The organism is Enterovirga rhinocerotis (assembly GCF_004363955.1).
In the GTDB taxonomy this organism is placed as follows: domain Bacteria; phylum Pseudomonadota; class Alphaproteobacteria; order Rhizobiales; family Beijerinckiaceae; genus Enterovirga; species Enterovirga rhinocerotis.
Genome location: NZ_SNZR01000011.1, coordinates 1,671,418 through 1,697,066, shown reverse-complemented (window position 1 = coordinate 1,697,066; position 25,649 = coordinate 1,671,418). Strand labels below are relative to the sequence as shown.

Genomic DNA, 25,649 nt, shown 5'->3' with positions numbered 1-25,649 from the left:
GAGCGAACTGCGTTACGGACGCGATGAAGCTTGAGCGTTGAAGTCGCAGGATCCGTCGGACGGGATGAAGGGGTTCGTGGTCTTCGCCGCCATCGCGGGAATCGCGCTCTTCGGCGGCCTCGTGGCCTATTCGGGTCTTGGCGACGTCGGAAGCGCAGTTGCGGCCGCCGGCTGGGCGACGCTGTTCGTCGTGCTGATCCGAGCGGTCGTGATATCCGGCTGCGGCCTCTCCTGGCACCTGCTCTTTCCGCCGGAACATCGGCTGCCTGTCTGGGTCGCCATTGGGCTGCGTTTCGTCCGCGAGGGCGTCAACACGTTGCTGCCCGTCGCGATGGTCGGGGGCGACGTCGTGGGAGCGCGGCTGGCGACCTTCTGGCGGGTGAACCTGTCGGTTGCCGGAGCGACGACCATCGCCGACGTCGCGATCCAGGCCGCGACGTCGGCCGCTTTCGCCATCCTCGGGATCGGCGTCCTGATGTGGCTCCATGGCGACGGCCCGCTCGTCCGCTATGCCGCGATGGGCGCTGCCGTCGCCGTGCTGCTGATCGCCGCCTTCTTCGTCGCCCAGGCCCGGATCGGCTCGCGGCTTCTGAACGCCCTCCTGGCCCGCCTCGGCGTGAAAGGCACTGCCACCGAACTCGTCGAACGGCTCTGGAGCAGCCTCGCCGCGATCTATGCCGCCCCGGGCCGCGTCGCGCGCTCCACCCTCGTCCACATGCTCGTCTGGATCGCCGGCACCTTCGAGGTTCAGGTCGCGCTGCATTTCATGGGTTACCCGGTGTCGTTCGCCGAGGCTCTGGTGATCGAAAGTCTCGGCCAGGCCGTCAGGGGGGCAGCCTTCGCGGTGCCTGGCGGTCTCGGGGTTCAGGAGGGCGGCCTCGTCGCGCTCTGCGCTCTTTTCGGCATTCCACCCGGCCCCGCTCTGGCGCTGTCAATTCTCAAGCGCGTTGCGGAACTGGCACTCGGGCTCCCGGCGCTGATCGCATGGCAGCTTCTGGAGGGACGGAGGGTTTTCCGCCGCTCCGAACCCGACGACGCCGTCACAGAGCCCCGCCAATGAACGCCGCAGCCATCGTCGTGTTGGCCCTTGCCGGCGCCGGGATCCTCTACCTCGTGCTTGCCTGCGCGATGGTGTTCCGGCTCGCGGCGCGACGGCCGCCCGAGCCCGCGACCTGGCCAGCGGTCTCGATCCTGAAGCCGCTTCACGGCGCGGAGCCGCGCCTGTTCGAAAACCTCTCCTCCTTCGTCGAGCAGGATTATCCGGGTCCGGTCCAGATCCTGTTCGGGGTGCAGCGGCCCGGGGATTCGGCCGTCGCCATCGTCCGCCGGCTGATCGAGGCCTATCCGGATCGCGACCTCGCGCTCGTCGTCGACGAGCGAAGCTGGGGCGAGAACCGGAAGGTCTCGAACCTCGCGAACCTCGCCGAGCGGGCGCGCCACGAGGTCGTCGTCCTGGCCGATAGCGACATGCGGGTCCGCCGGGATTATCTGCGGGGCGTCGTCGCGTGCCTCGCCGAGCCGGGCGTCGGGGCGGTCACCTGCCCCTATCATGGGATCGCGCTCCCGCCGCTGCCGGCGCGTTTCGTCGCCCTCGGCATCGATACGCATTTCCTTCCGGGCGTCACCGTGAGCGTGGGCCTCGGGATAGGACATCCTTGCCTCGGCTCGACCATCGCTCTGCGGCGGGAGACGCTGGAGGCGATCGGCGGCTTTCAAGCCATCGCGGATTCCCTCGCCGACGACCACGAGCTCGGCCGTCGGATCCGTGGGCAGGGCTTGGCGATCGCGACGACGCCGTTCTCGCTCGGTCACATTTGCGTGCAGGACAGCGCTGCCGCACTCCTCGCTCAGGAACTGCGCTGGTCACGGACGATCCGCCAGATCGAGCCGGCGGGCCATGTCGGCGCGCTCCTGACGCATCCGCTGGCCTTTGCGCTCGCGGCCTTCGCCCTGGCGCCGGGTCCTGTTGCGGGTGCTTTCGTCGCAGCCGCGCTGCTGGCGCGTCTCGCCCTCTGCATCGCGGTCGAACGCGCCTTCCGGCTGCCGCCGCATCCCTATTGGCTGATTCCGGTGCGAGACCTGCTCTCGTTCTTCGTCTATGCTGCGAGCTTCCTCGGCCGCTCGGTGCAGTGGCGTGGCCGACAATTCGACGTGACGCGCAAAGGTGCGTTGCTTCCCAGGGGCGTGACGCCCAACACGAGGTCGGACGCAGGATGATGCGGACGCTGTTTCTCCAGGCACCCTCCTTCGAGGGGTTCGACGGCGGTGCCGGGTCGCGCTACCAGGCGCGGCGCGAAATCCAGTCCTTCTGGTATCCGACCTGGCTCGCACAGCCGGCTGCCCTGGTCGAGAACTCGAAGCTGATCGACGCGCCTCCGCACCGGACGGGCGTCTCGGACGTGGTCGGGCAGGCGAAGGATTACGACCTCGCCGTGCTCCACACCTCGACGCCGTCCTTCGGCAGCGACGTGAAGGTGATCGAGGCCATGAAGGCGGCGAACCCGAACCTCAAGGTCGGGCTGATCGGGGCGAAGGTGGCCGTCCAGTCGGACGAGAGCCTCAAGGACGCGCCGGTCGTCGATTTCGTGGCCCGCAACGAATTCGACTTCACGATCAAGGACGTCGCCGACGGCAAGGACTGGGCCTCGATCCCCGGCCTCTCGTTTCGCAACGGCCAGGGCGTGATCGTGCACAACGAGGATCGCGCGATCATGCACGACATGGACGCGCTGCCCTTCGTGACGCCGGTCTACAAGCGCGACCTCGTGATGGAGAACTACTTCATCGGCTACCTGAAGCACCCCTATATCTCCCTCTATACGGGACGGGGCTGCAAGAGCCGTTGCACCTTCTGCCTCTGGCCGCAGACGGTGGGCGGCCACCGCTACCGCACGCGCTCGGTCGGGCACGTCATCGAGGAGGTGAAGTACATCCTCAAGGCCTTCCCGCAGATGAAGGAGCTGATGTTCGACGACGACACCTTCACGGACGACCTGCCGCGTGCGGAGGCGATCGCGAAGGAACTCGGCAAGCTCGGCGTCACCTGGTCCTGCAACGCGAAGGCGAACGTTCCGCGCGAGACGCTGAAGGTGCTCAAGGACAACGGCCTGCGTCTCCTCCTCGTCGGCTACGAGAGCGGCAACCAGCAGATCCTGCACAACATCAAGAAGGGCATGCGGGTCGAGGTCGCCGAGAAGTTCACGAAGGATTGCCACGAACTCGGCATCATCATCCACGGCACCTTCATCCTCGGCCTGCCCGGCGAGACCAAGGAGACGATCGCCGAGACGATCAAGTTCGCGACGCGGATCAACCCGCACACGATCCAGGTCTCGCTCGCCGCACCCTATCCCGGCACCTTCCTCTACAAGCAGGCGCTGGAGAACGGCTGGCTCGACGCGAGGAACGCAGAGCTGATCAACGACAACGGCATCCAGATCGCGCCGCTGCATTACGACCACCTCAGCCACACCGAGATCTTCAACTCGGTCGAGGATTTTTACCGGAAGTTCTATTTCCGCATCCCGAAGATCGCCTCGATCGTCGGCGAGATGGTCACGCAGCCCGACATGATGAAGCGGCGCCTGCGCGAGGGCGTCGAGTTCTTCCGCTTTCTCAAGGAGCGCCGTCAGGCTGCCTGAGGCCTCGCGATAGCGCGGCGGCGGGCGGGACGTCGGTCTCATCTCGACAGTCCGCCTTTCGGCCGTGCTACAGATGCGACCGAGGCGCGGCCGATCGCGCGACGCCCCTTGCGGGCGCGGTCAGCGGGCATAGGGCGTCGTCTCTCCAAGCTGTTCCGTAACAGCCTTTGCACCCCTCCGGCGCCGGCCTTCGGGCAGCCGGGATCGGGCCATGCGAGCTTCGGGCTCCCGCCCGGTCTCCTGCGGCGCCGGAGGGATCAATCACGAGGACGCGACGTGGAGATCGTCTTTCTCGCCATCCTTGCCGCGGTCGGCTTCGCGATCGCGTTCCGGGTGCGCCAGCAGAAGCAGGGCCGCATGACGGTCCATGCCTGGGAACTCGGGCTGCTCTACGTCGACGGACGCTTCGTCGAGGCGCTGCCGCCGGGCCGCTACAACACGCTCGGTTTCAGCGAACGTCTCGTCGTGAAGCTGCGGCGATTCCCGATCCCGGAGACGATCCATCAGATCGAGGTCACGAGCGCGGAGCGCCTGTCGTATCGGCTCTCAGCGACGATCGTCTTCGAGGTCGCGGACGCGCGCATCGCGCATGAGGGCCGCTACCAGGACATGCTCCGCCTCGCCGTGTCGGATGCCGTCGTCCAGATGGCCGCCGGGCGCAGCGTGGAATCGGTCCTCGGCGAACGCGCCAGTCTCGGTGCGACCATCCTCGCCGGGCTCGGGCAGCCGATCTGCGGCTGCACCGTCAAGCAGGTCGTCGTCACCGCCGTGACGCTGCCGCCGGAACTGCGCCGGCTCTACGCGGAGGTCGAGCGGGCGCGCCTCGAAGGTCAGGCTGCGCTCGAGCGGGCGCGCGGCGAACAGGCATCCCTGCGCTCGCTGGCGAATGCGGCCCGGATGCTGAAGGGAAATCCGGAGCTGATGAACCTGCGTCTCCTTCAGGCTCTCTCCACTCCCGGCGGCAAGGGCGCCACGCTGGTGTTGGGGCGGGACGCCTTGGCGGCAACGTCCGTCGGTGAGGACGAGGTGCGCTGAAGCACGCGGATCGGATCGCACGCAGCTTCACGAACATCGCCGACGATTGCGGTCTCGCACGAGGCTGCCGCAGGATAGAGACATCATGGCTTCGCCTCTCCCCGACACAGGCGCACGCTCCGACGGGATGTTCCGGGAGGCGCATCGACGGGCGCTCCAGGGAGCCGGACTCGTGCGGGCGGTGCTCGGCATCCTTCTCTATGTCGTCATTGCAGCGGCCGGCTCGGATCTTCAGCCCGACGAGATCGCAGTCCAGCGTCAAGTCGAGGCCGGGAAGATCTTCGTCATCGTCTTCAGTCTGATCGGACTGATGGTTCACGTCCTGGCGCGCAAGGATATCGGCACCCTCGTCTTGCCTTATGTCACGGTCGTGACCGACGCGACCCTCATCCTCGGCAACCTCGCCTACAATCATTTGACGACCGGCATACCGGGAAACATGACCTTCCTCTTCCCGGTGATTTGGGTCGTGCCGATCGCGCTCGCGGCGAACGCGATCTACCTTCGGCCGGGGCTGCAGATCGTCGCGACCGCAATTTATCTCGTCGGTATTCCGGCCATCTCTCTTGCCGCGGGTTACGTCAAAGGGGACGACCGGGTGCAGGCGGTCCTCCCGCTTCTGTCGTCTCTCGGGCAGAATCCGAACGAGGTCCGGATGGCGATGCTGGTCGCGAGCGGGCTCGTCCTCGTCCTCGCCGCCTATCAGGGGCAACGCCTTCTGGGGCATGCCGTCCACCAGATGGCACTGCGGCTCAATCTCACCCGCTACCTGCCTCAGGAACTCGCGCCCGTCCTCTCCGAGGGTTCGTTCGAGGAGCTCAGGGCCGGACAGCGGATGCCGGTGGCGCTGCTCTTCGTCGATATCCGCGGCTCGACCGCGTTGAGCGGCGCGATGGATCCCGCGGCGCTGGCTCGGTTCATCACGGCTTTCCGGCGCCGTGTCGCGCGCGCCGCCGCGCAACATGGGGGGATCATCGACAAGTTCGTCGGCGACGGGGCTTTCGTCGTGTTCGGCGTGCCGCGTCCGGGCGAGGACGACGCGGCGAGGGCGCTCGCCTGCGCGCTGACCCTCGCGGACCTCGTCGAGCGCTGGAACGCCAAGCGCGGCTTCGATCCGCCGGTGCGGGTCGGGATCGGCGTCCATTGCGGGGAGGTGTTCTGCGGCGTCGTCGGCGACGACGACCGGCTGGAATTCACCGTTCTCGGCGAGCCGGTCAACGTCGCCTCCCGGCTGGAAAGCGCGACCAAGACCTTCGGCGAGTCCATCCTCGCATCCAGCGACGTGATCGATGCCGCGGGCGAGGATCGGGCGCATTGGCGCGAGGTCTCGACAGAGCCGCTTCGGGGCGTCGGTCGGTCGATCGCGATCCTGGCTCCGCTGGCCGTCGATGCCGGGGCGCCCGCCACATGACGCCACCGCTGGCGGCGCTCCGCCGCCTGACCGTCACCGCAGACGATTTCGGCCTCGCGCCGGAGGTGAACGCGGCGGTCGAGCGCGCGCACCGCGAGGGCATCCTGACGGCCGCGAGCCTCATGGTCGCCGAGCCCCATGCAGCGGACGCCGTCGCGCGGGCACGGCGACTGCCCGGTCTCGGTGTCGGCCTCCACCTGACGCTGGTGGAGGGCAGGGCGGTTCTGCCGGCGAACGCGATCCCGGACCTGCTCGGGCGGAACGGCAGGCTGCGCACGGACCTCGCGCGCTACGGTGCGGCGATCTTCTTCCGGCCGGCCGTGAGGCGGCAGGTCGCGGCGGAGATCGAGGCCCAGTTCCGTGCCTTCGCGGCGACCGGATTGCCGTTGCACCACGTCGATGCGCACAAGCATTTCCATCTGCATCCGACCATCGCGGGGCTGCTGCTCGAGATCGGGCCCCGCTACGGCATGACGAGGCTGCGGGTGCCGGTCGAACCCGTCCGCGCGCTGCGGGAGGTCGAGCCGGTTGCGCCCGGCCTCGAGGCGCGGCTCGCCGGGCCCTACGCGCATCTTCTCAAGCGGCGCGTGCGCCGCGCGGGGCTGAGCACGGCCGATCAGGTCTTCGGCCTCGCCTGGTCGGGTGCGATGACGACGAATCGGATGTCCGGGCTGCTGCGGGCGCTGCCGCCGGGCGACACCGAGATCTACACCCATCCCGCGACGGCTGCGGGGTTCGATGGTGCCGCTCCCGGCTACCTCTATGCGGAGGAACTCGCGGCGCTGCTCGCGGAGGATTGCCGCGCCGCCGCTTCCCGGGCGCGCTAGACCCGGAGCCCGCGTGCACCACCGCACGCCGGCCCCGGCGAGATGCCTGCCCTGTCTCGGCAATCCTCGACGCTGCCGCCGATCCGGTGCATAATGCGGAGCAGCATGGGCAGAGCCGTCCCTCGAATCCTCCGATCCCGCCAGTCAAGGACGACACGATGAAGGTTGTACTCGCGCAGCCGCGAGGGTTCTGTGCCGGGGTGGTCCGCGCCATCGACATCGTCGAGAAGGCGCTGGAGAAGTATGGCGCGCCAATCTACGTGCGCCACGAGATCGTCCATAACAAGCACGTCGTCGAAAGCCTGAAGGCCAAGGGGGCGATCTTCGTCAAGGAACTGGACGAGGTGCCGGCCGGCGCGGTCACGGTCTTCTCGGCGCATGGCGTCGCGAAGTCTGTCCAGACCGACGCGAAGCTGCGCGATCTTCCGGTGCTCGACGCGACCTGCCCGCTGGTGACGAAGGTCCATAACCAGGGCCGTCGCTACGTCACCCAGGGCAGGACGCTGGTCCTCGTCGGCCATGCCGGGCATCCGGAGGTCGTCGGCACGCTCGGGCAGGTCGATGGCCCGGTCCATCTCGTGCAGACGATCGACGACGTGCCGACATTGCCCTTGGCCCTCGATGCGCCGATCGCCTACATCACCCAGACGACCCTCTCGGTCGACGACACGAAGCACATCATCGAGGCCTTGAAGGCCCGCTTCAGCGACGTGGTCGGGCCGGACACCAAGGACATCTGCTACGCGACGCAGAACCGTCAGGCGGCGGTCCGGCAATTGACCGGCATGGTGGACGTCCTGCTCGTCGTCGGCGCAAGCAATTCCTCGAACTCCAATCGCCTGCGCGACGTCGGCGAGGAGGCGGGCATCCCGTCCTATCTCGTCAATGACGGCAGCGAGGTCGATCCGGCCTGGCTCGTGGGTGCGAAGACCGTCGGGCTGACCGCCGGCGCCTCGGCGCCGGAGGTGCTCGTGGACAGCGTCATCGATGCGCTGCGCAAGATCGAGCCGGTCGAGGTCCAGCTTCTGGACGGGACCGAAGAGAACATCACCTTCAACCTGCCCTTCGCCCTGCGCGCGCAGCAGCCGGCCGGGCCCGCTGCTCAGAACGCGGCTTAGGAAGCAAGAGAGAACCGAACGTGGGAATTCCTCTCCGTCAGGTCATCGACGTCGGCGGCTACGTGGTCAAGCAGCACCTGATGGGGCGAAAACGCTACCCGCTCGTGCTGATGCTGGAGCCGCTCTTCCGCTGCAACCTCGCCTGCGCGGGTTGCGGCAAGATCGACTATCCGGACGAGATCCTGAACCGGCGCATCTCGGTCGAGGACGCGCTGGGTGCCGTGGACGAATGCGGTGCGCCCGTCATCGTGATGGCGGGCGGCGAGCCGCTGATCCACAAGGACCTGCCGAAGATCGTCGAGGGCATCATCGCGCGCAAGAAATACGCGATCGTCTGCACCAACGCGCTGCTGCTCGAGAAGAAGATCGACGACTACAAGCCCTCGCCCTACTTCACCTGGTCGATCCACCTCGATGGCGACGAGGAGATGCACGACAAGTCGGTCTGCCGGAAAGGCGTCTACGACAAGGCGGTATCGGCCTTGAAGCTCGCCAAGGAGAAGGGCTTCCGCGTCACCATCAACTGCACCTTCTTCAACGACGCGGATGCCGAGAAAGTCGCGAACTTCTTCGACAAGGTCACGGAACTGGGCGTCGACGGCATCACCGTCTCGCCGGGCTACGCCTACGAGCGCGCGCCCGACCAGAAGCACTTCCTCAATCGCCGCACGACCAAGGAGCTGTTCCGGGGCGTCTTCCGGCGCGGCCATATCGGTCGCGGCTCCAAGGGCAAGCGGGGCGGTGCGCGCTGGGCCTTCAACCAGTCCACCATGTTCCTCGACTTCCTGGCCGGCAACCAGACCTACAAGTGCACGCCCTGGGGCAACCCGACGCGCACGGTCTTCGGCTGGCAGAAGCCGTGCTACCTCCTCGGCGAAGGCTACGCGAAGACCTTCAAGGAGCTGATGGAAGACACGAACTGGGACAATTACGGCGTCGGCAACTATGAGAAATGCGCCGACTGCATGGTCCATTCGGGCTTCGAGGCGACGGCAGTGACCGATGTCTTCAAGCGCCCGTGGGAGGCCGCGAAAGTGTCGCTCTTCGGGATCAAGACGGAGGGCGCCTTCGCCGAGGAGATCGACATCTCCAAGCAGCGCCCGGCCGAATACGTCTTCTCGCGGAACGTGCAGCAGAAGCTGTCGGAGATCAACGCCGAGAAGGCGCGCAAGGCCGACGAGGCCAAGAAGACCGCCAACGCGGCCTGACGGACCCTGCGCCGCGTCGCAGCGGCGTCAGGCCAGCAGCGACGCCGCCCGGCGCAGCATCCGGAATGCCGCCGCGCCGTCGCGCGCGGTGCGGATGAGCGCGGGGATCTGCCCGGGATTGCGGACGAGGCTGCGCATCACCGCTGCAACGTCGATCCCGCCATCCTCGCGCATGGCGGCGATTGCAGCGGGTGGGATCGTTCCGTCGGCGGCATCCGAGATCACGCGCAGGACGCCGAAGGGCAGGGCATGCCGCGTGGCCCAGTCCGCAACGATATGCGATTCCATGTCGAGAGCTGCCGCACCGGTTCGCGCGCGCAGCGCGGCCTTCTCAGCCGCCGACGCGACAGGCGCATCGACGCCGAGCATCGCCCGGCCGCTTGCGAGGGGAATGCCGGCCGTCTCCGCACGCCGGATCCAATCCGCGACGAGAGAAACCGAGCAGGGGTAGGACCGGTCCTCGCTGCGCACCTCGTCCGCGATCACGATATCGCCGGCCCCGAGGCCCGGCTCCAATCCGCCGGCGAGGCCGAAGCTGACGACGCCGGACATCGACGTCGGATCGGTCCGGCTCAGGTGCAGTTCCAGTCGGGACCGCCTGCCGCCGCTGACGAGGCGCGCGAAGCCCGATCCCGGCACCGCATCCGCTTCCCGGCTCAGCCCGCAGACGATCAGAAGCGTCATCGGCGCGGGGTGGCTAGCGCGACCGGCCGCGACAGGCGCCCTGGTGGCGCAGCCTGACGCCCGCCGCCCGCATCATGCAGTCGTTCGAATAGGTGCGGCCGTCCCGGCCGCAGACCGGGCGGAAGATCATGGGGCACATGACCCGATCGTCGCGCGGCCGCACGCAGACCCCCATCCGGTCGGTGCCGCGACGGCTTTCGAGCTGACAGGTCAGGCCCGGCGCGCAGCGGAAGCCGGCGACGCCCCCGCACGGCCGGCCGGGGCCGGACGGCTCGCGCGCTGAGGCCGCGCCCGCCATCGACATCACGACGGCGAGAGCGGCGGAAGCCTGGATCAAGCGCCGCATCACGTCTTCGTCCTCCGTCTTATACGCCCCAGGCCACGCGCTTGACGTTGGAGGCCTTGAGATTGCGGTAGCGCGCCATGGCCCAGAGCGGAAAATACTTCGGATAGCCATGGTAGCGCAGGTAGAAGACACGGGGGAAGCCGCCGCCGGTATAGTGTTCCTGCCCCCAGAGCCCGTCTTCTTCCTGGTGTGCGACGAGATAGGCGATGCCTCGCGCGACGGCCGGGTTGTCCGTCTCTCCTGCCGCCATCAGGCCGAGGAGGGCCCAGGCCGTCTGCGATGCGGTGGACGGGGCCGGCTCGTAGCCGGAATAGTCGAGCTTGTAGCTGTCGGCATCCTCGCCCCAGCCACCGTCGGGGTTCTGGACGGACAGGAGCCAGGCGACGCCCTTGCGCACGCTCGGCGCAGTCGGCTCGACGCCGGCGGCATTCAGCGCGCAGAGGGCGGACCAGGTGCCGTAGACGTAGTTCACGCCCCACCGCCCGAACCAGCTTCCATCGGCCATCTGCTCCGCTTCGACGTAGCGGATCGCGGCCTGCATGCGCGGCGAATCCTTCGGCTCGCCCATCTGGGCGAGAAAGCCGATGCAGCGCGCCGACACGTCGACCGTTGGCGGGTCGAGCAGGGCACCATGGTCGGCGAAGGGGATGTTGTTGAGGTAGTGGTAGGTGTTGTCGGCATCGAAGGCGCCCCAGCCGCCGTTCGTGCTCTGCATGCCTTCGGTCCATTCGAGAGCGCGCTTGATGGGCTCGTCGAAGGTCGCGCCGTCGGCCAGCTTGGGCTTCAGCCTGTCCATGGCCATCGCGACGACGGCGGTGTCGTCGGTGTCGGGATAATGGTCGTTGCCGTATTGGAAGGCCCAGCCGCCTGGCCGGAGCCCCGGCCGGGCTTCCGCCCAATCTCCCTCGACATCGAGGATCTGGTGCGGCTTCAGCCAGCGCAGGGCTTCTGCAGCGGCGGCCTCGGCACGCGGATCGCCCGTCTCGATCATGGCATGGGCGGCAAGACCCGTATCCCAGATCGGCGAGACGCATGGCTGGCAATAAGCCTCGTCGTCCTTCTCGACGACGAGCTTGGCGAGGGCGAGCCGCGCGATCGCGTAATCGGGGTGGTCGGGCTTGTAGCCGAGCGTGTGGAACATCATCACGGCATTCGCCATGGCCGGATAGATCGCGCCGAGGCCGTCCTCGCCGTTCAGACGCTCCTTGGTGAAGTCGACGACCTTGGCGATGGCCCGCTCGCGCGTCCCTTTCGGCCAAGCCCGGTCGACGCCCTTCAGAACGACGTCGAGGCCGCCGAAGAAGGCGGCCCAGCCGGGCTTCACGTGGCTCTTCTCCTTCGGCGGCCGCGGCGCGCCCTTCGGCAGGAACAGCTCCGACACGCCGATGCCGCGCGGATTGGCGCCCTGCGGCTTCAGCGCCATCAGCACCAGGAGAGGCGCGAGCACGGTCCGCGCCCAGTAGGACATCTTCGACAGGTGGATCGGGAACCAGCGCGGCAGGAGGATCATCTCGACGGGCATCGAGGGGATCGCGCGCCAGGAGATCTGGCCGAACAAGGCGAGCTGGATCTTCGTGAAGACGTTCGCGCGCTCGGCTCCGCCATAGGCGAGCGTCGCCTCGCGGGCCCGCACCATATGAGGGGCGTCGGGATCGTCCCCGATCATCTTCAGCGCGTAATAGGCCTTCACCGTCGCCGAGATGTTGAAGGCGCCGCCATGAAAGAGCGGCCAGCCGCCATGCTCGCCCTGGATACGGCGCAGATAGCGGCCGATCTTCGCCTCGAGGTCGAGATTGGGCTCCTCGCCGAGAAAATGACCGAGGAGGACGTATTCGGCCGGAATGGTCGCGTCGGCCTCAAGTTCGAAGCACCAATGACCGTCGCTCTTCCGGGCCGTGAGCAGGGCGTCGGTCGCCCGAGCGATGGACGCGTCGAGCGAGGCGTCGGCGGGATGAAGATCGGTCGCGATGGGGCTGATGAAGTTCACGATCGGCTTTGTTCCATGGAAGCGGCCGCCATACCATTATCGTGCTGCAACATGGACGCGGCCAAAGCGCCCGATCCGATGGCGCCCTCGATCGTCGCGGGCAAGCCGTTCGCGACCCAGTCCCCCGCAAGAACGAGGTTCGACAGATGCGTGCGCGCACCGGGGCGCCGCGTCTCCTGGGACGGGAGCGCCGCGAAGGTCGCGCGCTTCTCCTTCACGATCTGCCAGGGCGGCATCGGATCGCGCGGCAGGCCGGTCGCCTGGGCGACCTCCGCCCAGATTCGGGCTGCGATCTCTTCCCGCGGGATGTCGAACAGCCGGTCGGCCGCGCTGATCGTCACCGACAGGCGGTCGGGATAGGCGAAGAGCCACTCGGCCGTCGCTCCGATGAGACCCAGGAGCCGAGGCTGGCCCGCCGGCGGGGCGATGGCGAAATGCGCGTTCAGGATACCTCGGAACTCGTCGGGGGCCGAGATATCCGGCAGCAGTTCCGTTGCGACCCAAGGCGGGACGGCAAGGACCACTTGATCCTGTGCGCCGAGCTCGACCGACTCGTCCGTGAAAACGAGCCGGGACGCGCGCCCGTCCACGCTCTCGATGGCCCGGAGCCGGGCTCCGAAGCGCCGTTCGGCGCGGTGCTCCAGGAGATAGCCGAGCGCAGGGTCGACGAAGGCCGTAGACAGCCCGTGCGTCGCGATCAGAGGCCGGCAGGCGTACCCGCCCGCCCCGAGCGTGTCGCGGATGATCGCCGCCGCCGGACCAGCCGCGCTGTCCTCCGGCTCCGTGTTGAGTGCGGCGAGCAGCACCGGACGCCAGAGCCGCTGCCAAAGGAGCCCGCGATCCGGCATGACCGAGCCGACGGTCGCGGTGTGATCGGCGCGCAGGAGGTGCATCGGCGCGAGATAGTCGCGCAGATGTGTGCCCGGCACCCTGCGGGACGGAAAGGCCACCCACCATGGCAGCCGGCCGGCATTGGGGCGGAGTTGCCAGCGCAAGCCGCTGGGTATGTCGAGAAACGCGAACACGGCCTGATCGGGGCCTTCGAGCGCGTCCCGGCCACCGACCCGGCGCAGATACGCCATCGCGTCTCGGTTGCCGGACAGGAGAAGATGATTGCCGTTGTCGATCGCGAGACCGAGGGCCGGATCGAAGTAGGACCGGCAGCGCCCGCCGGCCGCCTTCGCCGCCTCGTACAGAACGACAGCGCGGCCCGCCTCGGCGAGCGCAGTCGCCGCGCTCAGGCCTGCGATCCCCGCGCCGACGACATGGACCCTGCCGCCCGTCATCGGAAGAACTGCCGCACCAGGGCGAGGACGAGCTTGCCCTTCTGCACTCCGACGCGGGGCCGGGGCGGCGCGAAGCCGCGAACCAGCAGCCGGTCGAGCACTGACCGATAGGCCGCCTCCATGAGGCGCGGTGCCCGCACGATGCTGCGAGGCTGGCCCTGCATGAGCCGGTCTGCCTGCTCGTAATGGTGATGCGCCCGTGCGGCGACCTCGCGGCAGGCCTCGTCGAGGCCGGGATGGGCGAGGACGGCGGCCGGCGACAGGTCCGTCATCCCTGCCTTTTCGAGCGCCTCGCGGGGAAGGTAGAGGCGATCGATGGCCGCGTCCTCGTCGACGTCGCGCAGGATGTTGGTCAGTTGCAGGGCGCGCCCGAGATGATGGGCGAGAGCGTCTCCGCGGTCCTTCTCGAGGCCGAAGACACGCGTCGAGAGACGACCGACGGCGCTTGCGACGCGGTCGCAATAGAGGTCCAGCGTCGACCAGTCCGGCGCCTGGATGTCAGCCGTGACATCCATCTCCATCCCGTCGATCACGTCGAGAAAGTTGGTGTGTTCCAGGCCGTAGGCCTCCACGTGAGGCGCGAGGAAGGCGACGTTCGGCCGGACGTCGCCGCGATACAGCGCGTCGATATCCTCCCGCCACTGGTCGAGGGCGATCTTCCGCTCGGGCCGCGGCCCGCCGTCGTCGGCGATGTCGTCCACGATCCGGCAGAAGCCGTAGATCGCGAACATGGCCTCGCGCTTCGGCTTCGGCAGCAGCCGCATGCCGAGATAGAACGAGGAGCCGGATGCGGGCTGCGCGGAGCCGGCCGTAGCGCTCATCGGGCCGCTCCGAGCGATGCCGGCGGTGTTCCCCGTCCTCGCTGCCAGAGGCCGCGCGCGACGCCGGCGATGGCGAGGGCGAGGGCTTCTCCCTTGCCCGCATGGACGCGATCGACGAGCGGATCGCGCCGCTCGAGCTTTCCGACGAGCGACTCGGCGAGCCGCTGGATGACCGCCACTTCGAGCCCGAGCCGCCGATCCGCGATCAGGGCGGGGAAGGTGCTGCTCTGCGCGAGGAGGCCCGAGGTCCGCATCGCGAGTTCGCGGATCACGCCGAGGAGGGCAGGGGAGGCGCGCTCGGCCCCCAGCATCTCGATCGTCGCGCCGTGCCGCGCCATGGCATCCTCCGGAAGGTAGACGCGATCCAGGTTCCGGTAGTCCTTGCCGCAATCCTGAAGGTGGTTGATCACCTGGAGCGCTGCGCAAAGCGGGTCCGACGCGCGCCAGGTCGACCTTTCCTCGCCATGGACGTCGAGCACGAAGCGGCCCACCGGCATCGCCGAGAGCGAGCAATAGTGCATGAGGTCGTCCCAGTCGCGCGTGCGGGATTTCCGTGCGTCAAGGCGGAAGGCGTCGAGGAGATGCTGAGCGTGGATCGGCGCGAGGCCACGTTCCGAAAGGGCGCGGCGAAGAGGCTCCGCCTCGGGATCCGAAGGCCCGGTTCCGAGCAGCGAGGCCTCGAGCGCATCGAGAAGCCGCAGCTTCTCGTCGGATGACAGGTCCGCGTGATCGGCGACGTCGTCCGCCGCCCGCACGAATCGATAGAAGGCCAAAATCGGCCCGCGATGGCGCGGATGGATCAGACGAGAGGCGACGGGAAAGTTCTCGTCCTTGTGCCCCTTTCCGGATTTCGTCTCGCTGGCGCTGATGGTCATGTGAGATATCCCGCGCCACGGAACCAGGCGACCGCGTCGGCCAGGCCTTCGCGATAGGGCCGCGAGACATAGCCCAGCTCCGCGCGCGCCTTCCGATCGTCGAAGAACATACGATATTTCGCCATCCGCAGGGCGTCCCGTGAGACGAAGGGTTCTCGCCCGCTGATGACGGCCAGCGCCTCCGCGACCACGGCCACCGGCCAGATCGCAGTCCGGGGGAAGCGCAGGCGCGGCGCCCGGCGTCCCACGAGCGCCGCGATATCGGCGAGCAACTGGGAGAGCAGGACATTCTCGCCGCCGAGGATGTAGCGCTCGCCGATCCGACCCCGGCGCAGCGCCGCGAGATGTCCGGCCGCGACGTCGTCGACATGGACGAGGTTGAGGCCCGTATCGACATAGCCCGGCATCCGGCCGGAAGCCGCCTCGACGATGATGCGGCCCGTCGGCGTCGGCTTGACGTCGCCCGGTCCGACCGGCGTCGACGGGTGGACGATGACGGCCGGCAGCCCGTCCGCGATCATCGCCTCAACGGCGCGCTCCGCCAGGACCTTGCTGCGCTTGTAGGTGCCGATCGCCTCCGTCGGAGCCAGCGCGCCGGCTTCGTTGCCGCCGGGCCTCAGAGTCGCGGTGCTCGAGGTGTAGACGATCCGCTCGGTTCCGGCGGACATGGCGGCGCGCATCAGGTTTCGCGTGCCTTCGACATTCGTCCGCTCCATCTCGCCCGGATGGCGCGCCCAGAGACGATAATCGGCCGCGGCATGGACGAGGTAACGCACGCCGTCGAGCGCCGGCGGCAGGGAGGCGGGATCGTTCAGGTCGCCGACGAACACGTCATCTGCCGGATCGATGTTGGTGCGGACGCTGGATGGCCGGATCAGGACACGGACGGTGTATCCGGCTCGTCGAGCCGTGGCTGCGATCGCCGAGCCGACGAAGCCCGAGGCACCGGTGACGAGAACCGTTCCGGTCGCCTGCTCCGTCATATCAGCGGCGGGCCGCTCAGGCGCGGGCCTTCAGGCCGCCTGCATTGCTGCCGAGGACGTCGAAGACGCGCTTGACGATCGCGGCCGCATCCAGCTCCGCCTGAGCGTACATCCGATCCGGCTTGTCATGGTCGAGATAGGTATCCGGCAGCACGAGCGACCGGACCTTGAGGCCGCGATCGAGCATTCCGCGCTCCGCGAGGAGCTGCAGCACGAACGAGCCGAAGCCGCCGACCGAACCTTCTTCGAGCGTGATGAGGACCTCGTGGTCGCGGGCGAGGCGCAGGATCATGGTCTCGTCGAGCGGCTTCGCGAAGCGGGCATCGGCCACTGTGGTCGACAATCCGCGTGCCTCGAGTTCCTCGGCCGCCTTCAGGGCCTCGGCGAGCCGCGTGCCGAGCGACAGGATCGCGACCCGGGTCCCTTCGCGAACGATCCGGCCTTCACCGATCCGCAGGATGCGGCCGCGCTCGGGCATCTCGACCCCGACGCCCTCGCCCCGGGGGAAGCGGAAGGCGATGGGGCCGTCATCATAGGCCGCCGCCGTCGCCACCATATGAGCAAGCTCGGCCTCGTCGGCCGCCGCCATGATGGTCATGCTGGGAAGGCAGCCGAGATAGGCGATGTCGAAGGAGCCCGCATGGGTGGCGCCGTCCGCCCCGACGAGGCCCGCCCGGTCGAGCGCGAAGCGGACCGGCAGGTTCTGGAGCGCGACGTCGTGGACCACCTGATCGTAGCCGCGCTGGAGGAAGGTCGAATAGATGGCGCAGAAGGGCTTCAGGCCCTCCGTCGCCATGCCGGCGGCGAAGGTCACCGCATGCTGCTCGGCGATCCCGACGTCGAACGTCCGGTCGGGAAACTCCTTGGCGAAGGCGTCGAGCCCGGTGCCGGACGGCATCGCGGCCGTGACGGCGACGATGCGCCTGTCGTCGCGCGCCTCCTTGGCGAGGTGCTCCGCGAAGACCTTGGTATAGGCCGGTGCATTGGCCTTGGCCTTCGCCTGGGTACCCGTGACGACATCGAACGGCACGACGCCGTGATACTTGTCGGCCGATTCCTCGGCCGGGGCGTAGCCCTTGCCCTTCTGGGTGACGACGTGGACGAGGATCGGGCCCGTCTCCGTGTCCCGGACGTTCTTCAGCACGGGCAGCAGGTGGTCGAGGTTATGGCCGTCGACCGGGCCGACATAATAGAAGCCGAGCTCCTCGAACAGCGTTCCGCCGGTCACGAAGCTGCGCGCGAACTCCTCGGCCTTCGCCGCCTTCTCGTGCAGAAAGCGCGGCAGCTTTTCGGCGAGATGCTTACCGATTTCCCGCAAGGACCGGTACGTTTTTCCCGAAACGAGACGTGCGAGATAGGCCGACATCGCGCCGGTCGGGGGCGCGATCGACATGTCGTTGTCGTTGAGGACGACGATCAGGCGGCTCTTGAGATGGCCTGCATTGTTCATGGCCTCGTAGGCCATGCCCGCCGACATCGCTCCGTCACCGATGACGGCGATGACGTTGTTCGTGCCGCCCTGCTGGTCGCGGGCGACGGCCATGCCGAGGCCGGCCGAGATCGAGGTCGAGGAATGGGCCGCGCCGAAGGGGTCGTATTCGCTCTCCGACCGCTTGGTGAAGCCGGACAGGCCTCCGCCCTGGCGCAGGGTGCGAATGCGGTCGCGGCGGCCGGTGAGGATCTTATGGGGATAGGCCTGGTGGCCGACGTCCCAGATCACACGATCGCGCGGGGTGTCAAAGACGTAATGGAGAGCGACCGTCAGCTCCACCACCCCGAGACCGGCGCCCAGATGCCCCCCCGTGACCGAGACGGCGTCGATGGTCTCGGCGCGCAATTCCTCGGCCAGAGTCGTCAGCTGGGATTCGGGCAGTTTGCGAAGGTCTTCCGGGGTGTCGACCCGGTCGAGCAGCGGAGTGGAAACGGGCAACGATGTTCTCGTCGTAACTTGATCTGGTTCCAAACACCTCTGCACCCTTTTGAGCCAAAAGAGAACCCGTCTCTGCGGCGTTGAGGGGAGGGGCGGCGGAGTTCGGCGTCAGCTTTGCCGTTCGGCGACGAAGACGGCGGTGCGGGCGAGGGCATCCCCGGCCGGTCCGAAAGCCGTAAGGGAATCGCGCGCTTCGTCGACGAGCCGGCGCAGGCGCGATCGGGCCCCGTCGACTCCGTAAAGGGAGACGAGGGTGGCCTTGCCGCGGGCGGCATCCTTGCCGGTCGCCTTGCCGACGAGGTCGGCTTCTCCCTCGGCGTCGAGCAGGTCGTCGGCGACCTGAAAGGCCTGGCCGAGCGCCCGGCCGTATGCCGCAAGGGCATTGCGCTGGGAGTCCTCGGCGCGGCCGATGATGGCGCCCATGTCCACCGAGGCTGCGAGAATCGCGCCGGTCTTCATCGCCTGAAGCCGCAGCGTGTCCTCTTCGCTGCCCGCGATGGGCTTGCCGTCGGCCGCGAACCGACCTTCGGCCTCGAGGTCCAGCATCTGGCCCCCGACCATGCCGCCGAGGCCGGAGGCCCGGCTGAGCGCCAGGACGAGCGCGATGCGCACCGCCGGATCCGGATCGGTCGGCGTATCGGCCAGCATGTCGAACGCGAGGGTCAGGAGGCCGTCGCCGGCGAGAATCGCCGTGGCGACGTCGAAAGCGCGATGCACGGTCGGTTTGCCGCGACGCAGTTCGTCGTCGTCCATCGCCGGGAGATCGTCATGGACGAGGCTGTAGCCGTGGACGCACTCGACCGCCGCCGCGGCCCGGAGCACGCCTTCGTCCTCGCGCCCGAAGAGCCGGGCGGTCTCGACCACGAGATGCGGCCGCAGGCGCTTGCCTCCGCCGAGCATCGCATAGCGCATGGCATCCAGGACGCGGGGCGGCCGTGCGATCTCGCCGGGCATCGGCGAGGATGACAGCAGCCGGTCGAGAAGGCTCTCGATCGCGGCGGCCGTTCCTTCGAGACGGGCTCGGAACGCGTCTTTGCTCAAGGCTGGTACACCTGGATTCAATCTAAGCTGCGGCTTCGCCGATCCCGTCAATCAGGTCAACGCCGCTGCGATCGGCACGGTGCGCGTTCACGATACGGAACGGAGATCTCCCCATAGCCACGATCTTGCCCCAACTTCGTGGCATGGCCGCCGGATGAATACCCATCCCTACACACTCGATGTTCAGGTCTCCACGCGCTCGCCGGGCGCTTTCGAATGGACGATTCGGCGCCATGGCAAGCTGATTCAGCGCTCGGATCGGCTCCAGCGCTCGGAGGATGCCGCGCGCCGGGACGGCGAGAAGGCGCTCGAGCGCCAGTTCACGGAAGGTCAGACCCGCTAGGGTCCTTTGATGTGAGGCGGCGTCGTACGCCGCCTCACCCCCGCTGCAGCCGAGGCGGCGCAGCTTTCGGATCGTCCGGACACCGATAGTCGAATTCCCGCTGCAGGCCGGTGATGTCGCGCTCCCGCGTGATCCTGCAGAGCGGCCGCTTCGCCCTTTCCTCGAGATAGATTCGAGCGACCTCGCGCTGGCGCACCGCACGATCGGCCCCGCCTTCGAGGCAGCCGCCGACCAATTCGCTCACAGGGTTCGTGACCACGATCAGCGAGCGCGCGTCATAGCGGTCGAACACCTCGTAGGCGTCGCGGCAGCGCAGCTTGACCGTGACGCCCTTCACGGCCCCGTAACGCTCCATCGTATACGTGAAGCTGTCATTCGCGCAGGCGCCGACGAAGGCGAGCCCGCCGGCGGCCAGAGCGATTCGAAGGCGACGGATCATCGGCAACAGGCCCTTTGGCTTCTGGAACCGCTCCGCTCGGCGAAACGGCCTCGTCTCCGGGTCGGGGCCGCGCTGGCGCCTCACCGAAATCCCGCCTTACGCGATCCGGCGCGCGATGTCCGCAGCGCGGCGGCAACACGGGGCTGGCGTCGACATGTCGACCGCGCCGAGGCAGACATCGTTGACTCCTGCGGGCTTCGGCCTTAAGGGCACCAGTCCATCGAGCCGATAGACACCGTCGCACGGCGCTCCCCGAAAGGGTGTGCCTGCGTTTTATGCGCGTTTGACGGCTGGAGAATCGCTCGAAAGCAGTTTTAGAAACACCTTTCCGAAGGTGTCGAGGAGAAGGCGGCGTGGCCCGTATCGCAGGCGTCAACATTCCGACGAACAAGCGCGTCGTGATCGCGCTTCAGTATATTCACGGTATCGGCGCCAGAAAGGCGCAGGAGATCGTCGAGAAGGTTTCGATCCCGGCCGAGCGCCGCGTGAACCAGCTCACCGATGCCGAGGTGCTTCAGATCCGCGAGACGATCGACCGGGATTACCAGGTCGAGGGCGATCTTCGCCGCGAGGTCTCGATGAACATCAAGCGGCTGATGGATCTCGGCTGCTACCGCGGCCTCCGTCATCGCCGCAACCTGCCCGTCCGCGGTCAGCGCACCCACACCAACGCTCGCACCCGCAAGGGCAAGTCCAAGCCGATCGCCGGCAAGAAGAAGTGACCTGACGCGCCTTCGGCGCGACAGGTCATCCCCGGGCTCGTCCCGGGGATCGGGCACCGGAATGCCCAACCCGATCCTGGTCCTCAGCCTCGCTGCGGTCGGGACGACAGACGCCCGGTACGCCGGGCCGATTACCTCCATCCCGAGCGCCTGGAGATACGGGCGCGCCTGAAGGATCTCACGAGACATGGCAAAAGAAGCAACCCGCGTCCGCCGCCGCGAACGCAAGAACATCGTGTCGGGCGTCGCCCATGTGCACGCCTCGTTCAACAACACGATGATCACGATCACGGACGCGCAGGGGAACACGATCTCCTGGTCGTCGGCCGGCGCGATGGGCTTCAAGGGCTCCCGCAAGTCCACCCCCTACGCGGCTCAGGTCGCGGCCGAGGATGCGGCCCGCAAGGCCTCCGAACACGGCATGCGGACCCTCGAGGTCGAGGTGTCCGGTCCCGGCTCCGGGCGCGAGTCGGCACTTCGCGCTCTCCAGGCCACCGGTTTCACGGTGACGTCGATCCGGGACGTGACGCCCATCCCGCATAACGGCTGCCGGCCGCGCAAGCGCCGCCGCGTCTGATGCATCCGGGGCCTTGCGGCCCCATCCAATCATGCGATCGGGCGGGGCGCGGCTCAAAACCGCTGTCCCGCGATCGCCGTTCGAGGGGTAGGCCCGTGATTCAGAAGAACTGGAAAGAGCTGATCAAGCCGAACAAGCTCGCCATCACGCAGGGCGACGATCCGAAGCGTGTCGCGACGATGGTCGCCGAGCCGCTGGAGCGCGGCTTCGGCACCACGCTCGGCAACGCGCTGCGGCGCGTGCTGCTGTCGTCGCTCCAGGGTGCGGCGGTGACGTCCGTGCACATCGACGGCGTGCTGCACGAGTTCTCGTCCATCCCGGGCGTCCGCGAGGACGTGACCGACATCATCCTGAACGTGAAGACGATCGCGATCCGGATGCAGTCGGACACGCCGAAGCGTCTGTCGCTCCGCAAGACCGGTCCCGGCACCGTCACCGCCGGCGACATCAACACGACGGGCGACATCCAGGTCCTGAACCCCGACCTCGTGCTCTGCACGCTGGACGAGGGCGCCGAGATCCGGATGGAGTTCACGGTCACGAACGGCAAGGGCTACGTCCCCTCCGAGCGCAACCGTCCCGAAGACGCGCCGATCGGCCTCATCCCGGTCGACAGCCTGTTCTCGCCGGTCCGCAAGGTCTCCTTCCGCGTCGAGAACACCCGCGAAGGCCAGGATCTCGACAAGGACAAGCTGACCATGACGGTCGAGACCAACGGCGCGGTCTCGCCGGAGGATGCCGTCGCCTACGCCGCGCGCATCATCCAGGACCAGCTCTCAGTCTTCGTGAACTTCGAGGAGCCGCGCCGCGAGGAGGCCCAGGCCCTGGCGCCGCAGCTTCCGTTCAATCCGGCGCTCCTCAAGAAGGTCGACGAGCTCGAACTGTCGGTGCGCTCGGCGAACTGCCTGAAGAACGACAACATCGTCTATATCGGCGACCTGATCCAGAAGTCGGAGGGCGAGATGCTGCGCACCCCGAACTTCGGCCGCAAGTCGCTCAACGAGATCAAGGAAGTGCTCGCCGGCATGGGCCTGCATCTCGGCATGGAAGTGCCGGGCTGGCCGCCGGAGAACATCGAGGACCTCGCCAAGCGCTTCGAAGAGCACTACTGAGGCGCCGGATCGCTTCTCCCCTCGTGGGAGAAGTCGAGCGACGCGAGGCGTCGGCCGGATGAGGGGATTTCCTCTCCGGTAGACTCGGGGGGCTCGCCCCTCACCCGGTTGCGCTGGCGCGCAACGCGATCTCTCCCGCAAGGGGAGAGGTAAAAAACGTCAACTCAAAAGGAACGGCCGACCCTTGGCACGGCGGCCGTGAAGATCAGGAGAGCCCATCATGCGTCACGGATTCCGCGGTCGCCGCTTCAACCGTTCGGCCGAGCATCGCAAGGCGATGTTCGCGAACATGTCGGCGGCCCTCATCAAGCACGAGCAGATCGTCACCACGCTGCCGAAGGCGAAGGACCTGCGTCCGGTCGTCGAGAAGCTCATCACGCTCGGCAAGCGCGGCGACCTTCACGCCCGCCGCAACGCCATGTCCCAGCTTCGCGACGAGGACATGGTCAAGAAGCTCTTCGCCGTGCTCGGCCCGCGCTACAAGGACCGTTCCGGCGGCTATTGCCGCGTGATGAAGGCCGGCTTCCGCCAGGGCGACAACGCGCCTCTCGCCGTGATCGAGTTCGTCGATCGCGACGTCGATGCCAAGGGCAAGGACTCCGGCCCGTCGCAGAAGGTCGAGACGGACGAAGCCGCCGCATAAGGCGACGTCCTCTCACGAGTTCGAAGGCCGCGACGATGTCGCGGCCTTTTTCGTTTCCGGTCACTCTCGCCGATCGGGTTAAACTCTTGGCATCCTGCGCCGGTGCAGAGTGAACCCCCGACCGGAGCGGCTTCAGTCTTGGGAACCATTCACCGCCTGCAATACCTGCGCGGCCTGGCCGCGATGCTGGTCGTCCTCTCGCACGGCCTGATCAAGGTCGACCGGATCTGCGAGATTCAGGGCTGGCCGCAGCCCGGCCTGCGGATCGACGGTACGTTCGGGGTCGATATCTTCTTTGTTATCAGCGGGTTCCTGATGTGTGTTACGGCATCAGGCGAGTTCGGGCAGCCGGGCGCGACGGGCCGGTTCATGCTCCGGCGCGTCATCCGGATCGTGCCGCTCTACTGGCTGTTCATCGCCATCGAGGTGCTGTTGCGGGTCATCAAGCCCGATGCGGCCGGCACGCCATTCGGGGCGACCGAGGTGCTGCTGTCGATGCTCTTCATCCCCTACGGCCTCCAGGACGGCATGTTCCGGCCGGTGGTCGGGCTCGGATGGAGCCTGAATTACGAGATGTTCTTCTACAGCCTGTTCGCGCTCGGGCTGGTCCTGCGGCGGGATCTCGGGCTCCTCGTGATCGGGCTCGGGATGATCGGCCTGGTCGGGCTCGGGCACGCGACGCAGCCGGAGGGAACGATCGCGGTCGCCTGGACCGCTCCGCTCCTGCTCGAGTTCCTGCTCGGCGTGGGGCTTGGGCGGCTCTATCTCGCCGCGCGGCAGCGTGGGCGCCTGCTGCCGATCCCCTATCCCTTCGTCATCGCCATCGGGCTCGCGGTGATCGAAATGACGTTCTTTCCGGGGACCGACTCGGAGGCGCTCGGCTGGCGGCCGCTCCATTGGGGCGTCGCCGGGCTCATCGTCGCGGTGAACGTGTTCGCGATCCCGGATCGCCGCTTCGAGCAGACGCGTCTCGCGCTCTTTCTCAAGGCCGTGGGCGATTCGTCCTACAGCCTCTATCTCGGGCACGGGCTCGTGCTGACGATCACGGCCAGGATCTGGATCACGCTGGGATTCGGCCGGGAATGGCTTCCGGCCTATTTCGTCCTCGCGGTCCTCTCGACGATCCCAGCGGCCTGGCTGCTCTACCGATGGATCGAACGGCCGGTGACGGCGGCGCTGTCGGCGTGGCTCGTCGGCCGACCGCCGCGCACGATGCGTCCCAACGAGGCGGTGCCGCCGCTCAGCCCTGTCGCCTGACCCGGACGCGCAGAGCCCTCCGGCCGGCCGTCAGGAGCGCGATCCGGCTGCGAGCCTCGTCGGGGCGTCCGACATCACGCTCGCCTGAAGCGCCGGCGCCTGAAGGTGGGCAATCTGCGCATAGACCTCCTCGAGGCGGTCGAGATGCGCGTCGAGCGTCAGGGGACGCGCCCAGTACCGGTCGTAGGCAGCGCGCGACATCCGCGCGACGAGCGCGTCATCCGAGAGCGTGGTCAGGCAGCGGGCGAGGTCGCCGACATCGCTCGTGCGGAACCAGAGCCCCGTCTCGCCATCGACGACCGATTCCCGTCCGGCGCAGACGTCGCTCACGATCACCGGCGTGCCGACGGCAAGCGATTCGAGCACGGTGAGCGGCTGGCCCTCGTACCAGACGGAGGGGAAGACGAGCGCCCGTGCCTCGCGCATCAGCATCCGCACCTCGGCGGGCGACTTCCAGCCGAGGAAGGTCGCCCCGGGGTAGCGCGTCCGCAACTCGTCGCCGCTCGGGCCGTCGCCGACGAAGGTCGCCGGGATGCCCGCCTGGTCGGCTGCCTGGGCGAAGAGCGCGGCCCCCTTTTCCGGCGAGAGGCGCCCGACGAACAGGAACCCGCCCGAGGCTGGATCGGTCTTCGGGCCGAGATCGGGCACGTCGATCGGGTTGTCGACGCGGTAGAAGCTCGTGCCGGGTCGGAAATAGGGCCCGGCCACCTCGACCTGGAGATCGCTGATCGTGATCACGTGCCGGCAGGCCTCGGGCAGGCCGCTGAGATGGTCGAGCGCTGCGTGGCGGACGAGGCGGAGCACCTTGCGGGGATAGTTCCGGCTGTCGCAATTGCGCGTGATGCAGGCGAGCGACATCGGCGTCCGGTGGCACACCGTCTCGGCAGGGTAATCGTAGAAGCCGCCGTTGGGGCAGACGAGGAAGAACTCGTGCATCGTATAGGCGATCGGCAGCGCCGGATGGGCCTTGAGCGCGCGGCCGATCGAGGGCGAGAGGGCTTTCGCCCAGCCATGGACATGCACGATGCTGCGGGCGGGATCGAGCGTCGCCAGCAACTTGTCGAGCGCCCGGCGAGCCGGCGCGTTCCAGATGACCTGGACGGCGAAGGCGAGCGGATTCTTTTGAGAGTTCACGTCGTCCTGGCCGAGGCAGACGACGTCGATCCCGGCCTCCGTCAGGCGCTGGTCGACGGGGCCGACCGCGGCGAACACCGTCACCTCGTGCCCGCGCGCCTTCAGCCCGAGAGCCGAGGCGAGCGCGACATTGGCCTGCCCGCCATTGATGTAGGCGTGATCGAGGATGATGACGACGTGCAAAGCGGGCGCCCTTGGCTGGCCTCCCACGAGGAAGCTCGCGATCGTC

The 25,649-nt window shown here is 67.9% G+C and carries 25 protein-coding genes; 14 read left to right on the top strand and 11 right to left on the bottom strand.

Features of this window, described 5'->3' with window-relative positions; genetic code table 11:
• Positions 1-37 precede the first annotated feature (37 nt).
• The 8 genes from EV668_RS08775 to hpnH all read left to right on the top strand — a co-directional run bounded on the left by EV668_RS08775 (position 38) and on the right by hpnH (position 9,240).
• Positions 38-1,060, top strand: coding sequence for a lysylphosphatidylglycerol synthase domain-containing protein (locus EV668_RS08775; RefSeq protein ID WP_133769377.1), 1,023 nt, complete (start codon positions 38-40; stop codon positions 1,058-1,060).
• Complete coding sequence (hpnI, locus tag EV668_RS08770; RefSeq protein WP_166652390.1) at positions 1,057-2,217, top strand: bacteriohopanetetrol glucosamine biosynthesis glycosyltransferase HpnI; 1,161 nt, start codon at positions 1,057-1,059, stop codon at positions 2,215-2,217. Before EV668_RS08775 ends, hpnI begins: the two co-directional genes overlap by 4 nt.
• A complete protein-coding gene (gene hpnJ / locus EV668_RS08765) occupies positions 2,217-3,641 on the top strand; it encodes a hopanoid biosynthesis associated radical SAM protein HpnJ (protein ID WP_133769375.1) in 1,425 nt (474 codons plus the stop codon). The genes hpnI and hpnJ overlap by 1 nt, the downstream gene beginning before the upstream one ends.
• Before the next feature lie 276 nt (positions 3,642-3,917).
• Positions 3,918-4,676: an SPFH domain-containing protein gene (locus EV668_RS08760; RefSeq protein ID WP_133769374.1), complete on the top strand. Its 759-nt coding sequence runs from the start codon at positions 3,918-3,920 to the stop codon at positions 4,674-4,676.
• An 85-nt stretch (positions 4,677-4,761) separates the two neighbouring features.
• Positions 4,762-6,087, top strand: a complete 1,326-nt coding sequence (locus tag EV668_RS08755; protein WP_133769373.1) for an adenylate/guanylate cyclase domain-containing protein — start codon at positions 4,762-4,764, stop codon at positions 6,085-6,087.
• A complete protein-coding gene (gene hpnK, locus EV668_RS08750; protein WP_133769372.1) occupies positions 6,084-6,914 on the top strand; it encodes a hopanoid biosynthesis-associated protein HpnK in 831 nt (276 codons plus the stop codon). Before EV668_RS08755 ends, hpnK begins: the two co-directional genes overlap by 4 nt.
• A 158-nt stretch (positions 6,915-7,072) precedes the next feature.
• Positions 7,073-8,032, top strand: a complete 960-nt coding sequence (gene ispH / locus EV668_RS08745; protein WP_133769371.1) for a 4-hydroxy-3-methylbut-2-enyl diphosphate reductase — start codon at positions 7,073-7,075, stop codon at positions 8,030-8,032.
• A 20-nt stretch (positions 8,033-8,052) separates the two neighbouring features.
• Entirely contained in the window at positions 8,053-9,240 is a 1,188-nt protein-coding gene (gene hpnH, locus EV668_RS08740; protein ID WP_133769370.1) for an adenosyl-hopene transferase HpnH, read from the top strand.
• 27 nt (positions 9,241-9,267) lie between these two features.
• Here hpnH and EV668_RS08735 read toward each other — a convergent pair whose 3' ends face one another.
• The 9 genes from EV668_RS08735 to EV668_RS08695 all read right to left on the bottom strand — a co-directional run bounded on the left by EV668_RS08735 (position 9,268) and on the right by EV668_RS08695 (position 19,193).
• A complete protein-coding gene (locus tag EV668_RS08735; RefSeq protein ID WP_133769369.1) occupies positions 9,268-9,924 on the bottom strand; it encodes a phosphorylase family protein in 657 nt (218 codons plus the stop codon).
• A 13-nt stretch (positions 9,925-9,937) separates the two neighbouring features.
• Positions 9,938-10,270, bottom strand: coding sequence for a Kazal-type serine protease inhibitor family protein (locus EV668_RS08730; protein ID WP_133769368.1), 333 nt, complete (start codon positions 10,268-10,270; stop codon positions 9,938-9,940).
• Between the two features lie 19 nt (positions 10,271-10,289).
• Positions 10,290-12,257, bottom strand: coding sequence for a squalene--hopene cyclase (gene shc, locus EV668_RS08725; RefSeq protein ID WP_425359596.1), 1,968 nt, complete (start codon positions 12,255-12,257; stop codon positions 10,290-10,292).
• Positions 12,254-13,543, bottom strand: coding sequence for a hydroxysqualene dehydroxylase HpnE (hpnE, locus tag EV668_RS08720; protein ID WP_133769367.1), 1,290 nt, complete (start codon positions 13,541-13,543; stop codon positions 12,254-12,256). Before hpnE ends, shc begins: the two co-directional genes overlap by 4 nt.
• Positions 13,540-14,364 carry a presqualene diphosphate synthase HpnD gene (gene hpnD / locus EV668_RS08715; protein WP_133769366.1) on the bottom strand — a complete coding sequence of 275 codons (825 nt, stop codon included), beginning with the start codon at positions 14,362-14,364 and terminating at the stop codon, positions 13,540-13,542. The genes hpnE and hpnD overlap by 4 nt, the downstream gene beginning before the upstream one ends.
• On the bottom strand, positions 14,361-15,239 hold the full coding sequence (gene hpnC / locus EV668_RS08710; protein ID WP_133769365.1) for a squalene synthase HpnC: 879 nt from the start codon (positions 15,237-15,239) through the stop codon (positions 14,361-14,363). The genes hpnD and hpnC overlap by 4 nt, the downstream gene beginning before the upstream one ends.
• Positions 15,236-16,222 carry a hopanoid-associated sugar epimerase gene (hpnA, locus tag EV668_RS08705; protein WP_133769364.1) on the bottom strand — a complete coding sequence of 329 codons (987 nt, stop codon included), beginning with the start codon at positions 16,220-16,222 and terminating at the stop codon, positions 15,236-15,238. Before hpnA ends, hpnC begins: the two co-directional genes overlap by 4 nt.
• 16 nt (positions 16,223-16,238) lie before the next feature.
• A complete protein-coding gene (dxs, locus tag EV668_RS08700) occupies positions 16,239-18,152 on the bottom strand; it encodes a 1-deoxy-D-xylulose-5-phosphate synthase (RefSeq protein ID WP_208111494.1) in 1,914 nt (637 codons plus the stop codon).
• A 108-nt stretch (positions 18,153-18,260) separates the two neighbouring features.
• On the bottom strand, positions 18,261-19,193 hold the full coding sequence (locus tag EV668_RS08695) for a polyprenyl synthetase family protein (RefSeq protein ID WP_245512952.1): 933 nt from the start codon (positions 19,191-19,193) through the stop codon (positions 18,261-18,263).
• Here EV668_RS08695 and EV668_RS25275 point away from each other — a divergent pair.
• Positions 19,186-19,536 (top strand): hypothetical protein, encoded by a 351-nt coding sequence (locus tag EV668_RS25275; protein WP_245512950.1) that lies wholly within the window; start codon positions 19,186-19,188, stop codon positions 19,534-19,536. The two genes, EV668_RS08695 and EV668_RS25275, sit on opposite strands and share 8 nt — an antisense overlap.
• A gap of 34 nt (positions 19,537-19,570) precedes the next feature.
• Here EV668_RS25275 and EV668_RS08685 read toward each other — a convergent pair whose 3' ends face one another.
• Positions 19,571-19,975 carry a hypothetical protein gene (locus EV668_RS08685; RefSeq protein WP_133769362.1) on the bottom strand — a complete coding sequence of 135 codons (405 nt, stop codon included), beginning with the start codon at positions 19,973-19,975 and terminating at the stop codon, positions 19,571-19,573.
• Positions 19,976-20,328: 353 nt separating this feature from the next.
• Between EV668_RS08685 and rpsM the strand changes: the two genes are divergently transcribed.
• The 5 genes from rpsM to EV668_RS08660 all read left to right on the top strand — a co-directional run bounded on the left by rpsM (position 20,329) and on the right by EV668_RS08660 (position 24,286).
• The gene (gene rpsM, locus EV668_RS08680; protein WP_133769361.1) at positions 20,329-20,697 is read left to right on the top strand and encodes a 30S ribosomal protein S13; all 369 of its coding nucleotides are present in this window, start codon (positions 20,329-20,331) and stop codon (positions 20,695-20,697) included.
• A 187-nt stretch (positions 20,698-20,884) separates the two neighbouring features.
• On the top strand, positions 20,885-21,274 hold the full coding sequence (gene rpsK / locus EV668_RS08675; protein ID WP_133769360.1) for a 30S ribosomal protein S11: 390 nt from the start codon (positions 20,885-20,887) through the stop codon (positions 21,272-21,274).
• A gap of 95 nt (positions 21,275-21,369) precedes the next feature.
• Positions 21,370-22,386 carry a DNA-directed RNA polymerase subunit alpha gene (locus tag EV668_RS08670; protein WP_245512948.1) on the top strand — a complete coding sequence of 339 codons (1,017 nt, stop codon included), beginning with the start codon at positions 21,370-21,372 and terminating at the stop codon, positions 22,384-22,386.
• A gap of 220 nt (positions 22,387-22,606) precedes the next feature.
• Positions 22,607-23,029: a 50S ribosomal protein L17 gene (gene rplQ / locus EV668_RS08665; RefSeq protein ID WP_133769358.1), complete on the top strand. Its 423-nt coding sequence runs from the start codon at positions 22,607-22,609 to the stop codon at positions 23,027-23,029.
• Between the two features lie 138 nt (positions 23,030-23,167).
• Positions 23,168-24,286, top strand: coding sequence for an acyltransferase family protein (locus EV668_RS08660; RefSeq protein WP_133769357.1), 1,119 nt, complete (start codon positions 23,168-23,170; stop codon positions 24,284-24,286).
• A gap of 30 nt (positions 24,287-24,316) precedes the next feature.
• Here the strand turns inward: EV668_RS08660 and EV668_RS08655 are convergent, their stop codons facing one another.
• Positions 24,317-25,603, bottom strand: coding sequence for a glycosyltransferase family 4 protein (locus EV668_RS08655; RefSeq protein ID WP_133770103.1), 1,287 nt, complete (start codon positions 25,601-25,603; stop codon positions 24,317-24,319).
• Positions 25,604-25,649 lie beyond the last annotated feature (46 nt).